12 protein-coding genes are annotated in these 15,389 nt (G+C 42.9%); 4 read left to right on the plus strand and 8 right to left on the minus strand.

Annotated features, from left to right (window positions below; translation table 11 throughout):
* Window positions 1-22 precede the first annotated feature (22 nt).
* The 3 genes from BK820_RS04700 (at window position 23) to epmA (ending at window position 3,439) form a co-directional block, all read left to right on the plus strand.
* Window positions 23-1,261 (plus strand): CaiB/BaiF CoA transferase family protein, encoded by a 1,239-nt coding sequence (locus BK820_RS04700; RefSeq protein ID WP_071320245.1) that lies wholly within the window; start codon window positions 23-25, stop codon window positions 1,259-1,261.
* A 139-nt stretch (window positions 1,262-1,400) separates the two neighbouring features.
* On the plus strand, window positions 1,401-2,468 hold the full coding sequence (locus BK820_RS04705) for a 4-phosphoerythronate dehydrogenase (protein ID WP_071320246.1): 1,068 nt from the start codon (window positions 1,401-1,403) through the stop codon (window positions 2,466-2,468).
* On the plus strand, window positions 2,465-3,439 hold the full coding sequence (gene epmA / locus BK820_RS04710) for an EF-P lysine aminoacylase EpmA (protein ID WP_071320247.1): 975 nt from the start codon (window positions 2,465-2,467) through the stop codon (window positions 3,437-3,439). Before BK820_RS04705 ends, epmA begins: the two co-directional genes overlap by 4 nt.
* A gap of 42 nt (window positions 3,440-3,481) precedes the next feature.
* Here the strand turns inward: epmA and BK820_RS15650 are convergent, their stop codons facing one another.
* From BK820_RS15650 to ahcY, 8 genes are all read right to left on the minus strand, one after another.
* A complete protein-coding gene (locus BK820_RS15650; RefSeq protein WP_228715865.1) occupies window positions 3,482-3,751 on the minus strand; it encodes a GNAT family N-acetyltransferase in 270 nt (89 codons plus the stop codon).
* A gap of 6 nt (window positions 3,752-3,757) precedes the next feature.
* Entirely contained in the window at window positions 3,758-3,922 is a 165-nt protein-coding gene (locus BK820_RS15655; RefSeq protein WP_181211895.1) for a hypothetical protein, read from the minus strand.
* A gap of 160 nt (window positions 3,923-4,082) precedes the next feature.
* Window positions 4,083-5,315 carry a multifunctional CCA addition/repair protein gene (locus BK820_RS04720; protein ID WP_004814992.1) on the minus strand — a complete coding sequence of 411 codons (1,233 nt, stop codon included), beginning with the start codon at window positions 5,313-5,315 and terminating at the stop codon, window positions 4,083-4,085.
* 83 nt (window positions 5,316-5,398) lie between these two features.
* A complete protein-coding gene (locus tag BK820_RS04725) occupies window positions 5,399-7,678 on the minus strand; it encodes an NADP-dependent malic enzyme (protein ID WP_008302352.1) in 2,280 nt (759 codons plus the stop codon).
* A gap of 138 nt (window positions 7,679-7,816) precedes the next feature.
* Entirely contained in the window at window positions 7,817-10,693 is a 2,877-nt protein-coding gene (locus BK820_RS04730) for a putative bifunctional diguanylate cyclase/phosphodiesterase (RefSeq protein ID WP_071320248.1), read from the minus strand.
* Window positions 10,694-10,888: 195 nt separating this feature from the next.
* Window positions 10,889-11,599: a 16S rRNA (uracil(1498)-N(3))-methyltransferase gene (locus tag BK820_RS04735; RefSeq protein WP_071320249.1), complete on the minus strand. Its 711-nt coding sequence runs from the start codon at window positions 11,597-11,599 to the stop codon at window positions 10,889-10,891.
* A gap of 108 nt (window positions 11,600-11,707) precedes the next feature.
* Entirely contained in the window at window positions 11,708-12,544 is an 837-nt protein-coding gene (gene metF, locus BK820_RS04740; protein ID WP_004814997.1) for a methylenetetrahydrofolate reductase [NAD(P)H], read from the minus strand.
* A gap of 191 nt (window positions 12,545-12,735) precedes the next feature.
* Complete coding sequence (gene ahcY / locus BK820_RS04745) at window positions 12,736-14,118, minus strand: adenosylhomocysteinase (RefSeq protein WP_004814998.1); 1,383 nt, start codon at window positions 14,116-14,118, stop codon at window positions 12,736-12,738.
* A 227-nt stretch (window positions 14,119-14,345) separates the two neighbouring features.
* Between ahcY and BK820_RS04750 the strand changes: the two genes are divergently transcribed.
* Complete coding sequence (locus BK820_RS04750; RefSeq protein ID WP_071320250.1) at window positions 14,346-15,383, plus strand: DUF4917 family protein; 1,038 nt, start codon at window positions 14,346-14,348, stop codon at window positions 15,381-15,383.
* Window positions 15,384-15,389: the final 6 nt, after the last annotated feature.

Genomic DNA, 15,389 nt, shown 5'->3' on the forward strand with positions numbered 1-15,389 from the left:
GCCAATGAAAAAAGGATTGAGCATGAGTGCATTAAAAGGAATACGCGTACTGGATTTAAGCCGAGTGCTGGCAGGACCATGGTGTGGACAAATTCTGGCAGATCTGGGTGCTGAAGTGATTAAGATCGAGCGTCCAGGTGTGGGGGATGATACCCGCATGTGGGGACCGCCGTGGATGAAAACGCCATCTGGTGAAAATACCCGTGAGGCAGGCTATTTTCAGTGTACCAATCGTAATAAATATTCGGTCACTGTCGATATTGCTTCTGAACCAGGACAGGAACTCATCCGGGATATTGCCAAAACTGCCGATGTGGTGATTGAAAACTATAAAGTGGGTGCATTAGCGCGCTATGGGCTGGATTATGAACGCTTAAAGGCCATTAATCCGAAGCTGGTGTATTGTTCGATTACTGGCTTTGGTCAGAACGGGCCTCGTGCCGAAGAGCCGGGTTATGACTTTATTATTCAAGGTATGTCAGGTCTGATGAGCATTACCGGTGAAGCAGATGATGTCCCGGGTGGTGGAGCACAGAAGGTCGGTGTAGCGGTTGTGGATATTCAAACCGGGCTGTATGCGACCATTGCCATTCAGGCTGCGCTGTTGGCTCGTCATCATACAGGTAAAGGTCAATATATCGATATGTCTTTGCTGGATGTACAGGTAGCCGCTTTGGCCAATCAGGGAATGAACTATCTTACTTCAGGAACAGCACCAAAACGAATGGGAAATCATCATCCCAATATTGTGCCTTATCAAACCTTTAAAGCCAAAGATAAGGAATTTATTATCGCCTGTGGCAATGATAAGCAATTCCGGGATTTATGCATGGCAATTGAGTTACCTGAACTTTTGCAGGATGAAAAATTCCAACGCAATCAGGATCGGGTGAAACATCGTGATGAACTGATTCCCTTATTATCAGAATATTTTCTTGCAAAAAATGCCAAAGACTGGGTTGATGCCATTCACGCGGTCAAAGTCCCCGTCGGTGTGATTAACTCGATTGAAGATGCTTTGAATGAGCCCCAAGTTGCTGCACGGGAAATGCTGGTAGATTTACCGCATCCTTTAAACGCCCAGTTTAAAATGATTGGTTCACCGATCAAGCTGTCGGATACACCTGTACAATATCGTCATGCACCGCCAAAACTGGGACAACATACCCAGCAGATTCTGTCCCAGTTCCGTAGTCCCGAAGAAATTGCCGCGCTTAATGCGCAGGGTATTATTGATCATGTTGTATCTGCGGCTTCCTAAACTGTTAATTTTTTTTACTTAAACCGAAGCCAGTCTTCGGTTTTTTTTAATCACTTAAGAAAATAGAAGTCCACATAACTGAATGGTCATCAGCAGCATCACGCGTTAAGATAACGGCATTGTGTTGTTGGAAGGCATTATGAAAATTGTCGCAGATGAAAATCTGGCATTTACCGATTATTTCTTTGCAGAATTTGCCGAGATTCAGCATTGTGCAGGCCGTACACTGACTGCGGCAGATGTGCAGGATGCAGATGTCCTACTGGTGCGTTCAGTGACCAAAGTCAATTCACAGCTACTGGAAGGCAGCTCGGTCAGGTTTGTTGGTAGTGCCACGATTGGTACGGATCATCTGGATATTGCTGCACTTGAACAGCAGGGAATTGCCTGGAGCAATGCCGCCGGTTGTAATGCCCAAGCCGTAGCTGAGTACGTGATTACTGCCTTATTAAAACTTCGTCCAGCACTCCTGGATGCTGGCGCCAATTTTACCTTGGGAATTATTGGGCTAGGCAACGTGGGTACGCGACTGGCTTATATGGCAGGTCTGCTAGGCTGGCATGTGATCGGTTGTGATCCTTTTGTACAAAGAGACCATCTTGAACAGGTTGATCTGCAAAGCTTATTGGCGCAATCCGATGCGATCAGTATTCATGTTCCTTTGACCAAACAGGGTGAGCATCCGACTTATCATATGATCAATGCAGATGCCTTTGCCCAAATGAAGCCTGAAACTATCCTGATCAATTCAGCGCGTGGACCAGTCGTTGAAGAAACAGCATTAATCGCTGATATCAGTGCAACTCAGCGTCAGGTGGTACTGGATGTATTTGAACATGAACCGGTGATTTCAGCTGAAGTGCTGGATCTGGTCAGCTTGGTAACGCCACATATTGCCGGTTATAGTCTGGAAGGTAAGGCGCGTGGTACACAAATGATTTATGAGGCTTTCTGTCGTCATTTTGGCTATGAAATTAATAAGCAGTTTGAAAGCCAGTTACCAGAATGTGTGCCATATTTCACAGGGCAGGATTTAAAAGCAGCTCTCAAGCAGCACCTGAGTGAAATCTATGATATCCAACGTGACGATGCCAATCTGCGTGCTTGCTTAAAAGACGCTAAAGTCGATCAACAGGCTTTTGACCATTTACGTAAGACCTATCCGTTACGTCGTGAATGGGCGGCACATGGAGGACCGAAAGCATGACGATTGCTTATCAACCGAGCTGTGATGTAAATGCGATGCGCGCACGTGCTCATTTATATGCACAGCTGCGTCAGTTCTTTGCGGAACGTGATGTGCTGGAAGTAGAAACCCCGATTTTGTCTCAAGCGGGTGTGACCGATGTGCATCTGGCATCTGTGCAAGCACAACGTCATGTACTGGGTAAGCTCAATACCCATTATCTGCAAACTTCTCCTGAATTTGCGATGAAACGCCTGCTGGCAAGTGGTAGTGGCCCGATTTACCAGATCTGCAAAGTGTTTCGTGATGATGAGCATGGGCGTAAACATAACAGCGAATTCACCATGCTGGAATGGTATCGTCCGGGCTTTAGCCTGAGAGACCTGATGTTTGAAGTTTCAGATCTGTTGAATGTAGTATTAAAAGCCCGTTTTGGCGAAGTCCGTCCAACAGTACTGAGCTATAAACATGCCTTTATGGATCGACTGGACCTGAATCCCTTACAGGCAACTTTAAAAGAGTTAAAAGACTGCTGCCGTCGTGTTGGTTTAAATCTGGATCTGGGGCAGGATCGTCTGGCTTATATTGACCTGTTATTCTCGCATATGGTGGAACCGAGCTTGGGATTTGACACAGCGGTATTTCTAACCGATTTCCCGCCTGAACTTGCTTCATTAGCAAAAACCAAAATCGATGAAGATGGTGAACTGGTTGCAGCACGTTTCGAACTTTATATAGAAGGTCTGGAACTGGCGAATGCCTATGATGAGCTGATTGATGCGGAAGTGTTACGCTCACGCTTTGAAGCAGATAATGCAGAGCGTAGCTCTCTCGGTTTACATGTCATACCGATTGATGAATATCTGTTGGCTGCTTTACCGAATATGCCGGAATGTTCTGGGATCGCACTTGGGGTGGATCGTCTGTTGATGATTGCCACCAATCAGATGAAGCTTGAGAAAGTCATTACTTTCCCGGCAGATATTTCCTGATCCTCCTCCTGATCTAATCAGCCTGTTATCTGAGCAGGCTGATTAAGCCAGATATTTTCGAAAACCGATACTGTAAGCATCAAAACTCAGATTTTGATAAAAAGCATGTGCAGTTAAACGTTCCTCACGATTGCCGCTATTTACTTGTATCAATTTTAAATCACGTTGTTTAGCTAACTCTTCAATCGTTGCAATGAAGCTTTTCCCTACACCTTGCCCGCGATGAGCCTGATTAACTACAAAAGCCTGAATTCGCAAATATCCACCATCAAATTCCCAGGTGTATTCCTGAATTAAACCTGCATAGCCTATGACCTGTTATTCATGTTCAACGACCAGCGTCAAATCATTCGCATCCTGATGAATGCGTTGCCAGCGCTGCTGAATATTTTCTACTGTGGTGGGATAGCCAAGTTGTGTAGTAAGTGCATGGATTGCATACAAATCCTGTTCAAGTTGCAAAGGACGAATCAGGAAATTCATAAGTTTTTATCCAGACAGAAGCGGAAGAGAGATAACCTGATTTTAGGCGGAAGGTGAGGTCAATGAATTCTAATAATTTTGAATATGAATATAAGTGCGCAGAATAAAAGTATTTTAGATATCAAAATATACAAAGAAGAAAGCTCCCGAAGGAGCTTTCTTAAATTAAGGCAGTATGGCGTTCTTTCAGCTCGGCCAAGGCATGGATACGACGTTCAATCAGCATCTCGCCAATATCAGGACCTTGAATATCTGCGGGTAAATCCTGAGCCTTGATGCCACGAACCACTTGCATGGCTTCCCGCACATATTGCGCTTGTGGATAGGCACGGTCTTCCAGACCTAAACGGCCACGAGAATCACATTCACAGGCTTGCACAAAAGCTTCTACACGTTCCGGGCGACGTAATACATCCAGACGCTGCAATAACCGCCATAAAGTACCTGGTTTCAGATTAAGTGCCTGATGGCATTTTAAATGTTCTTTACAGACTGCAATTGCCAGTTGTTTGGTATAAGTTGGTACTTTGAAACGCTCGCATAATTCAGTTACGGGCTGTACACCACGCTCTTCGTGCATGATATGACGTGGCAATTCCTCGGCAGGCGTTAAGGCTTTGCCTAAGTCATGCACCAGAACAGCAAAACGTACATCCAAATCATAGTTCTGGCGACAAGCCTGTTGTAGCGACATCATGGTGTGAATACCACAGTCAATTTCCGGATGATATTCCGGACGTTGCGGGACGCCGAACAGGGCATCAATTTCTGGGAACAGTACTTTTAATGCACCACAGCTGCGTAATACTTCAAAATAAATATCCGCATGTGATTCCATCAGGGCACGGGATGTTTCTTTCCAGACCCGTTCAGGTGTTAGCGTATTTAATTCCCCTGATTCAGTGAGTTGACGCATCAAATCGAGTGTTTCTGTGGCAACATGGAAGCCCATTGCATGATAACGCGCAGCAAAGCGCGCTACACGTAATACGCGGAGTGGATCTTCAATAAAAGCATCAGAAACATGACGTAAAACGCGGTCAGCAAGATCCTGTTGACCATTATAGGGATCATGCACATGACCGGCTTCATCCATGGCCATGGCATTGATGGTCAGGTCGCGACGGATCAAGTCCTGTTCAAGCGTGACGCTGGTATCGGTATGGAATTCAAAACCATGATAACCAGTGCCGGATTTACGTTCGGTACGTGCTAATGCATATTCTTCTTTTGTTTCAGGATGCAAAAATACAGGAAAATCCTTCCCAACCGGTTGATAGCCCAGATTGAGCATTTGATTGGGGCTTGCACCCACTACTACATAATCTTTTTCGTGATAGGGGTGTCCGAGCAAATGATCTCGAACTGCGCCGCCTACTAAATAAACTTGCATGAAAAAACCTCTATTCTTAGAAGCATCATGCTACAGAATAGAGGTTTTCTCAAGTCAAGAAACTCGGCGTTCGCCGCGTTTGCTTACAGGGCGTCTTGTTCCGCTTGTTGGATTTCTGCAACAGTCAAAGCAGTCATATTCACGACGCGGCGTGTAGTCGCTGTCGGCGTTAAAATATGAACTGGTTTCGCTGCACCCAGCAGAATCGGGCCAATGGTCACATTGTTACCAGAAGTTGCTTTTAACAGGTTAAACGAAATGTTAGCTGCATCCAGGTTTGGCATGATCAACAGGTTCGCAGCACCTTTGAAGCGTGAGTTCGGATAAGCAAACTGGCGGATATTTTCATCCAGTGCCGCATCACCATGCATTTCACCTTCAACTTCCAGTTCAGGCGCAATCTCAGACAGAATGTCGTAGACCTTACGCATTTTCTGTGCACTGGCATCGTTCTGGTCAGAACCGAAGCTAGAGTGAGACAATAGCGCAATACGTGGTGTCATACCGAAACGACGTACTTCTTCAGCAGCAAGAATGGTCATCTCAGCAAGCTGTTCAGCAGTTGGATTACGGTTGATATAGGTATCTGCAATAAACAGGTTACGCTCTTCAAGCATTAAGGCATTCAAAGTAAAGAAGGTATTGTGACCGTCTTTTTTACCAATGATATTGCTGACGAAGTCCAAGTGGATGTCGTAGCTTGAGTACGTACCACATAACATACCGTCTGCAAGGCCGTGTTTGACAAGCATAGATGCGATAAGTGTTGAGCGACGACGAGCTTCACGTTGTGCGTATTCTGGTGTTACCCCTTTACGCTGCATAATGCTGTAGTAGTCATCGGCAAATTTCTCGTAGTCTGGGTTCTTTTCTTGGTCAACGATGGTGATGTTCACCCCGTTTTCTAAGCGTAAGCCCAATTTTTTGATATTTGCTTCAATTACTGCTGTACGGCCCACCAAAATTGGCTTCGCCATGCCTTCATCCACTGCAATTTGTACAGCACGAAGTACACGAAGATCTTCACCTTCCGCATATGCAATACGCTTAGGATCTGATTTTGCTTGAGCAAAAATCGGTTTCATCATAAATGCTGAGTTATAAACAAACTCAGACAAACGTTGATGATACACAGAGAAGTCTTGAATTGGACGTGTTGCTACGCCAGAATCCATCGCTGCTCTAGCAACTGCTGGCGCAATCTCTAAAATCAAACGTTGATCCAGTGGGCGAGGAATTAAGTAATCACGACCAAATGATGCTGATTTTTCACCATAAGATGCAGCATCTGCTTCGACATGTGCCATACGCGCAATCGCGTGTACACAAGCAATCTTCATTTCTTCGTTAATGGTGGTTGCACCAACGTCGAGTGCGCCACGGAAGATGTATGGGAAGCAAAGAGCGTTATTCACCTGGTTCGGATAGTCTGAACGGCCAGTTGCCATGATCACGTCTGAACGTGCTTCATGGGCATGTTCTGGCAAAATTTCCGGATCCGGGTTAGCCAAGGCAAAGATGATTGGATCTTTGGCCATTTTCTTGACCATGTCTTGAGTCAGAATGCCTGCAGCAGACAGACCCAAGAACATATCTGCGCCGTCCATTACGTCAGCAAGCTGAGTACCTTCGATGTCTTGTACATACGCTTTTTTCGATTCATCTAAGCCTTCACGTTTTGTAGTCAATAAACCACGTGAGTCAGCAACGATGATATTCTCTTTCTTCGCGCCTAGTGCACAAAGAAGGTTCAAGCAAGACAATGCAGCAGCGCCTGCACCAGATGCTACGATCTTGATTTCTTCAATTTTTTTACCATTGATAATTAAAGCATTGAGTAATGCTGAACCTACAATGATTGATGTACCGTGTTGGTCATCGTGGAACACCGGAATGTTCATGCGTTCACGAAGTTTCTGTTCAATATAGAAACATTCTGGTGCTTTAATATCTTCGAGGTTAATACCACCAAAAGTCGGTTCTAATGCTGCAACGATGTCGACAATTTTGTCTGGATCATTTTCTGCGATTTCGATATCGAATACGTCGACGCCAGCAAATTTCTTGAATAGGACGCCTTTACCTTCCATAACCGGTTTAGATGCTAAAGGACCAATGTTACCCAGGCCAAGAACCGCTGTACCATTACTTACTACCGCAACCAGGTTACCACGTGCTGTATACAGCGCTGCTTTAGATGGGTCTTTTTCAATTTCCAAACACGGCGCTGCAACACCTGGAGAGTAAGCTAGTGCTAAATCATGTTGGTTAACGAGTTGTTTGCTTGGGGTGACGCTGATTTTGCCGGGGGTAGGAAATTCGTGGTAGTACAGTGCCTGTTGTTTTAAAGATTGTTCGTCCATTAGTCTCTCGATGTATCAATAATTACCCAATTGCAGGTAACATAACCGCGGAATACAGGAGAATATATCACTAGTTGTGCGCTTAGCCCAGCCAAACGCACCCGTTTTTTGAAGAAATAATTGGTCTTAGGTCTGGATTTATACTTGATAGGTATAAGTCTCAGGTGTCATATTTTGTTCAAGAAATTCGGTCGCTTGCTGTTCAGGAAGCGGCTTGGAAAACAGATAACCCTGTGCAATATCACAACCGAGTTGACGCAGGAAATCTAGCTGCTGCTCTGTCTCAATACCTTCAGCCACTACTTTCATTCCCATGGCTTTGCCCATTGCAACCATTGCACTGACAATAGCATCCTGTTTGGCTTCACCAATTTTGGATACAAAACTGCGGTCAATCTTTAAAATATCGATTGGGAACTCTGCTAGATAAGACAGGGACGAATAGCCCGTACCAAAGTCATCCAGGGAAATGTTGATGTCACGTTCCTTGATCTGATTCAGCACATTCATTACGGTTTCAGAATTTTCTACCAATGAAGATTCGGTAATTTCCAGTTCTAGATTCGAACCAGAAATACAGCTCAGTTTGATCGCTTCATCCAGATCATCCAGTAACTGGCCGCGGCGGAGTTGCTGCGCCACAATATTCACCGAAACACAGATATTATGGAAACCCTGGTCATTCCATTTACGGATTTGCTTTGCCGTTTGCTGTATCACCAGTTGACCGATTTCCGAAATCATACTGGTCTGCTCTGCCAGTGGAATAAACATCCCCGGTGGAATAATGCCTTTCTCCGGATGATTCCAGCGGATTAAGGCTTCAAAACCGTAGATCTTCTGGTCATTAAGATTGATCTTCGGCTGATAATAGACGATCAGTTCACCATTCTGGATGGCTTTACGCAGATCGCGTTCAATGAAAATTCCTTGTTCCAGCAGGGCAGTATTTTCACTTGAATAAAAGTGAATGGTATTACCACCGAGATTCTTGGCTTCACTCAGTGCCTGTTCGGCACAGTTATTGAGATAGTCCAGTTGACGGCCATGATCAGGGTAGAAAGCTACCCCCATTGAAAGCGTAATTTCATAGTCCTGACCAAAGATATTGAATGGCTGACTAAAGGCTTTCGCAATATGCTCACAATGTTCCTGCACAGAAGGGCGAATATGCGAGATTTCATATAGAATGGCAAAGTCATCACCATTCAAATGCGCAACAAACATGGCTTCAGCATTGGTCAAGCGTAAGCGCTGTGCCACCTGACGTAATAACTCATCACCACCGTTGTTGCTCAGATATTCATTCAGCGGACGGAAACGGTCGATATTGATTCGAATCACCGCCATCTGCTTGATGGAATCTTTTTGTGTCACCAGGTACTGGTGCAGCTGATAGTTATAATAGAAACGATTTGGTAAGTCGGTCAGGGTGTCATAATTTTCCAGATAAGACAGACGCTGTTCCTGAAGCTTACGTTCAGTCAGGTCCGACACAATCCCGATATAGTGGGTGATACGGCCTTCATCATCCATAATGGCATTGATATGCAACCATAGTGGCATCTCTTTGCCGGACAAGAATTTTTCATTAAGTTCGCCATCAAAAGAACCAATCTTCATGACCTGTTTGATGATATTGGCATGTACACTGCGCTGCTGAGATTTGGTATTTACCGTAATATCAAACAGGTGCTTGCCCAGAATTTGCTGACGTTCAAAACCAGAAAGTTGCTCGAAAAAAGGATTAACTTCGATATAGCTCAGCTCTTGATTAAGTATAAAGATACCTTCAGCCGCTTGCTCTAATACGCTGGCTGCAAGTTTTAATCCTTCCTGAGAATTACGTTCCTGCTGAATGTCACGGCGAATACCGACCATGCGTACAGGTTTATTGGTTTTTGGATCACGGCTGATGACACGCCCGATATCATGAACCCAGCCCCATACCCCTTGGGTATTCTGGATGCGGTAGGTGGCTTCATAGCGTTCTACCTGACCGCGTAAATGCTGTTTCATCATATCTTTGAAATGATGAAGATCATCCGGATGGATCAGATGATGCAGTTGTGCCTGATGCTGACCAGAACTGCGCTGGATTTTTTCTTGTGTATGTGTAGTCAGGGTAATAGTTCGATCTTTAATGTTCCAGTCCCAAGGGCGGATGCCTGCAATTTCATGCGCAAGTTCCAGATTCTGATGCTGGTCCTGTAAGGCAAGATTAATCTGCTCGATATCATAAGTACGTTCCCGCACTTTTTGTTCTAGCAGCTGATTATTGAGCTGTAACTGAAGTTCGATATCTTTGGATTTATTTACTTCAGTTTGTAACTGTTTACACAGTTCATCAGTCCAGGTAACTTGCTGTTCAGCATTTGTCACCAACAGATTATTCTCCGCATATAGACGTGAAGTACGTTGATGAATACGGTAAGTACTATTGGCACACAGTAAAATGACAATGACAGAAAAGTTTAGTGCCAGACTGAAAAACGGATTAAGTGAAGAGGATTCCGTGATCTGCAGAAAGAAGAATGGGACCAGGGACGGCAAGAATATCAGGCAGAAATAACTCAGTTTTTGCGTGAGATAGGTGAGACCAAAAGCTTGAGTCACCATAATCAGCAAGCCAGTCAGGGTCAGTGCTTCAATCAGTTCAAAAGATGGATTTACACGCGGCAAATGAACATACAGGGTAAAAATCCCGGTTGAAATACAGATACCTACCAGTAGACACTGGATTTGTAGCCAGCGGTGAGCAGTTTCCAGTTTAAACTCATTCGGTTTAAAGTAGACGGTACTAATCAGCCAGCACATGCAGACCACCATCTCAGTAAGAATAAACCAGAGATTCAGGTAATTGTCTGCCGGATGATAATGTAACTGGTAAATACAGAAGATATAAAGACATACCAGCAGGATACTAATTAAAAAGTATCGACTGTGACGAATCGTATTCACGATTTGTGCACTGTTTAGCTGCTGCTGAATATAATCATCCTGATTATGAATCATGATTAAGATGCCTTTAATCTACGTAAGGGTGGTACTGCATTGTTTTTATTAAGCCCCTTAAATAAGTAACTTTTATCATTTAATAGGTCATTCATTTTTATCTTATTAAGACTAAAGTGCCAATATATAAAAATCAATCAAAAGCCCCACAAATTTTTACAAATGCGATAAAGTAAAATTGATCATTGAGAGAAATTAAAATTTGTAGTTCAAAATAGATAAAGCTACGACAGGCGCAGTTTCGGTACGCAGAACACGTTCACCAATACACCAGTTCACAAATCCCTGAGTATTGGCAGCAGAGATTTCAGCCTCACTGAGTCCACCCTCTGGGCCAATGAGTAATGCCAAGTCTGGCGTTGCATTGTAAAGAACATCCACTTCATCTTTGTTTGGAGCCAACACGAGCTTGGTTTGAGGAAGTTCACTTTGCAACCAGTTTTCTAGTGACATCGGAGGGAGAATTTTTGGAATAATATTCAAACCACATTGTTCGCAGGCTGCCGTAGCAATAGCTTGCCAGTGATCGAGCTTTTTTTGGTCACGATCGTACTTGAGGCGCATTTCGCAGCGCTCAGAGGTTAAAAGCTGAATTTCTGAGACACCAAGTTCAACCGCTTTTTGAATGGCATAATCCATACGGTCGCCTTTACTCATGACCTGACCCAATAAAGCTTTGAATTTTGGCATGCGGTTGCTTGGGTTAAAGCTATTGACCTGTACAGTAGCTGACTTTTTGGCAACTTCTACAAGTTCAACTTCATATTCACCACCTTGTCCATTGAACAGGGTAGCTTTTTCACCGACTTGAGCACGTAATACCTTCACCCAATGATGAAAAACGGTTTCAGTTAACTCAACCGTGGAATCAACATTTAAGTCTGCTTCAATAAAAAAACGTGGCATTTAAGGGTTACTCTCAAGTGGAACAAAACAAGACGGTATTTTTTTTACGCCCCCCTCTGTATTTCTCTCAAAGGGATAAATTAAGGAGGTAAAATACCGCCTCAAAACTTATGCAAGACCTAAGTCTTTTACAAGTTGACGTGTAGGGTCAGTGGTGTTCATGGTGTAGAAGTGCAGGCTTGGTGCACCGCCAGCAATCAGGCGTTCGCAAAGTTTAACGATCACTTCATGACCAAATGCTTTGATGGATGCAGTATCGTCACCATAAGTTGCCAATTGTTTACGAATCCAGCGTGGAATCTCTGCACCTGTACCATCGGCAAAGCGGATTAAATTGCTGGCATTGGTAATTGGCATAATGCCCGGTGCAACAGGAATATTCACCCCTTCTTTTTGGATACGTTCTACAAAGTAGAAGTACGCATCTGGATTAAAGAAGAACTGTGTAAGTGCAGCATTGGCACCAGCACGGGCTTTTTCGCAGAAACGTTTGATATCAGCGTCAAAGTTGTCTGCTTGTGGATGCATTTCAGGGTAGGCTGCCACTTCAATATGGAAATGATCACCTGAATGTTCACGGATAAAACGAACCAAATCTTGAGCGTATGGTAATTCACCTAAACCGACTTGACCTGATGGTAAATCACCACGCAGTGCCACAATACGGTTGATACCCTGAGATTTATATAAATCCAGTAATTCTGCGATACGTTCTTTGCTATCACCAATACATGAAAGGTGAGGGGCAACTGGCGTCCCTTTACCATTGAAATCAGCCAATGTGGACAAGGTGCGTTCACGGGTTGAACCACCGGCACCATAAGTCACAGAGAAGAATTCTGGGTTTAACAATTGTAGTTCTTGATGAACTACTTTAAGTTTTTCCGCACCAGCATCAGTTTTGGTTGGGAAGAACTCAAAAGAAATAGGAATCTGTTTAGACATGTTTAAATCCTTTTTATAAATACTTTTTATTCACCCTCTCCCTGACCTCTCCCAAAGGGAGAGGAGTATTCATTACTGAATAACACAGGGTTTTGAATCAAATTATTTACATGTCATAAATAAAACCTGAGATGTAAATGACTTGAGAGTTTCACCCTCTCCCTATGGGAGAGGGATGGGGTGAGGGCTAATTAATATTTATAAGCGTCAGACTTAAACGGACCTTCAACAGCTACACCAAGGTAATCCGCTTGTTCTTGCGTTAACTGCGTTAACACACCACCAAAGCCTGCAACCATGGCTGCCGCAACTTCTTCATCTAATTTCTTAGGAAGAAGTTCAACGCGAATCGCTGCTTGTTTTTGATCTTCAGGTAGATCAGCAAATTTCTCAGCGAATAAATGCATTTGACCCAAGACTTGGTTAGCAAATGAACCGTCCATCACACGTGAAGGGTGACCTGTTGCATTACCAAGGTTCACCAGACGACCTTCAGAAAGAAGGATCAGGTAATCATTTTCGTTTTCTGAACGATACACTTGGTGTACTTGTGGCTTAACTTCAACCCACTTGTAACCACGTAAGTAGTTGGTGTCGATTTCAGTGTCGAAGTGACCGATGTTACATACCACAGCACCTGCTTTTAATGTATCAAGCATTGCAGCATCACATACGTGGTAGTTACCCGTCGTTGTTACGATCAAGTCAGTGTTTAAAAGAAGGTCAGCATTTACATCTTCTTTCTTACCTGTTTGCACGCCATTTTTGTATGGAGATACAACTTCGTAACCGTCCATACATGCTTGCATTGCACAGATTGGGTCGATTTCAGAAACACGTACAATCATGCCTTCTTGACGAAGCGATTGTGCAGAACCTTTACCTACGTCACCGTAACCAATGACAAGCGCACGACGACCAGATAACAACATATCTGTTGCACGTTTGATGGCATCGTTCAGTGAGTGACGGCAACCGTATTTGTTATCATTCTTAGATTTAGTTACTGAATCATTTACATTGATTGCAGGCACTTTAAGTGAACCGTCTTTCCACATTTCAAGCAGACGTTGAACACCAGTTGTTGTTTCTTCAGTAATACCGTGGATTTTCGCTAATACTTCTGGGTATTTTTCATGAACAAGTGCAGTTAAGTCACCGCCATCGTCCAGAATCATATTGGCATCCCAAGGTGTGCCGTTTACATTGATTTGTTGTTCAAGACACCACATGTATTCTTCTTCAGTTTCGCCTTTCCAGGCAAATACTGGAACACCAGACGCAGCAATGGCAGCAGCAGCGTGGTCTTGAGTTGAGAAGATGTTACAAGATGTCCAACGAACTTCAGCACCCAGTTCTACCAAAGTTTCGATAAGAACAGCTGTTTGGATTGTCATGTGGATACAACCCAAAATTTTAGCGCCAGCAAGTGGTTTAGCAGCAGAGTAACGCTTACGCAGACCCATTAGGGCTGGCATTTCAGCTTCTGCAAGTTTGATTTCTTTACGGCCGTAGTCAGCCAGTGAAATATCGGCAACTTTATAATCTGTAAATGAAGCATTAACCGCGTTCATCACGATCTCCTTATAAAAAACAATAATTGATCATTCAGTTCGCGGATGCCGTTGTTGGTCTGTCTAGAAAAAGATGGACCGATCGTCGAGCCTGGCGCTTTTACATTTCGTACCTGTAAAACGTCGCAGCATCCCTCGACTAGCGGGGTATTGTACTTGGAAATTAATTTGGTTCCAATCCGAAATTGTTTAATATCTGACTAATAAGAAAATTTTGAGATTAAACTATGACGGACAATGAAAAGTATTCAATTAAAGAATGGGTTGAAATTAAAGATAACTATAGGCATAGCAATTTAATTATTGGAAATGGTGCTAGTATTACTTTGCACTCTAAATTTGGGTTTAGCTCATTAAAAGCAGAAGCTGAGAAATTAAAACTTTTCAGTGAAGATATATCTAAACTTTTTGTTGAATTTGATACATGTGATTTTGAGCTAATCTTGAGATTAGTTTGGCATGCAAAGTTGGTAAATAAACATTTGGGAATAGTAGATCCGAAAATTGATTCAGCATATGAGAATATCAAACAAGCACTGATCGAAGTTGTTAAAGAGGTTCATTGTGAACATGCTCAAATAGTTAAGCAATTACCTATTCTTTATAAGTTTACCAAGCAATTTTCTACTATCGTTTCACTTAATTATGATCTTATTTTACATTGGATAAGAATGTATGGAAATGAAAAAAATAATGATGGTCATGTATTTAAAGATGGATTTAAGAATGAAGGGATTATATTTGATCGATGGGATTATTTGAAAACGCCATATTACAGAAGACCTTATGAAAAGGAAATTACTAGAACCTTTTATCAGCATGGTAATCTAACGTTATTTCGCTATGCAAATAAAGTTGAACGTAAAGTGAAAAGAAAGGATCAATCGGATCTATTAGAAATAATCGAAAAAAATTGGGTTGACGATAATATTCCTATTTTTGTTGCTGAAGGGACTAGTGTAAAAAAAATGGATGCAATCAGAGATAGTAATTATTTGAGTAAAGTCTTTTATGAAATTCTTCCTGAGTTTTTAGATGATGGTAAAAATCTAGTCATTTATGGTTGGGGGTTAGGAGAGCAAGAGCACCATTTAGTTAAACAAATCTTTAAAAACAAAGCTGATGGTAAAGTAGCAATTTCAGTTTTTAAAAATGATCAAGACTATTGTTATAGAGTAAAACAGCTAATAAATAAACTTAACTCAAAGATAGAAATAGAGTTTTTAACAGTGAAAGTTCAGGCTGTTGGAAGAGCCTGTAAATAATTTTGT

Origin of the sequence: Acinetobacter sp. LCT-H3 (assembly GCF_001866125.1) — a bacterium.
Classification (GTDB): Bacteria; Pseudomonadota; Gammaproteobacteria; order Pseudomonadales; family Moraxellaceae; genus Acinetobacter; species Acinetobacter schindleri.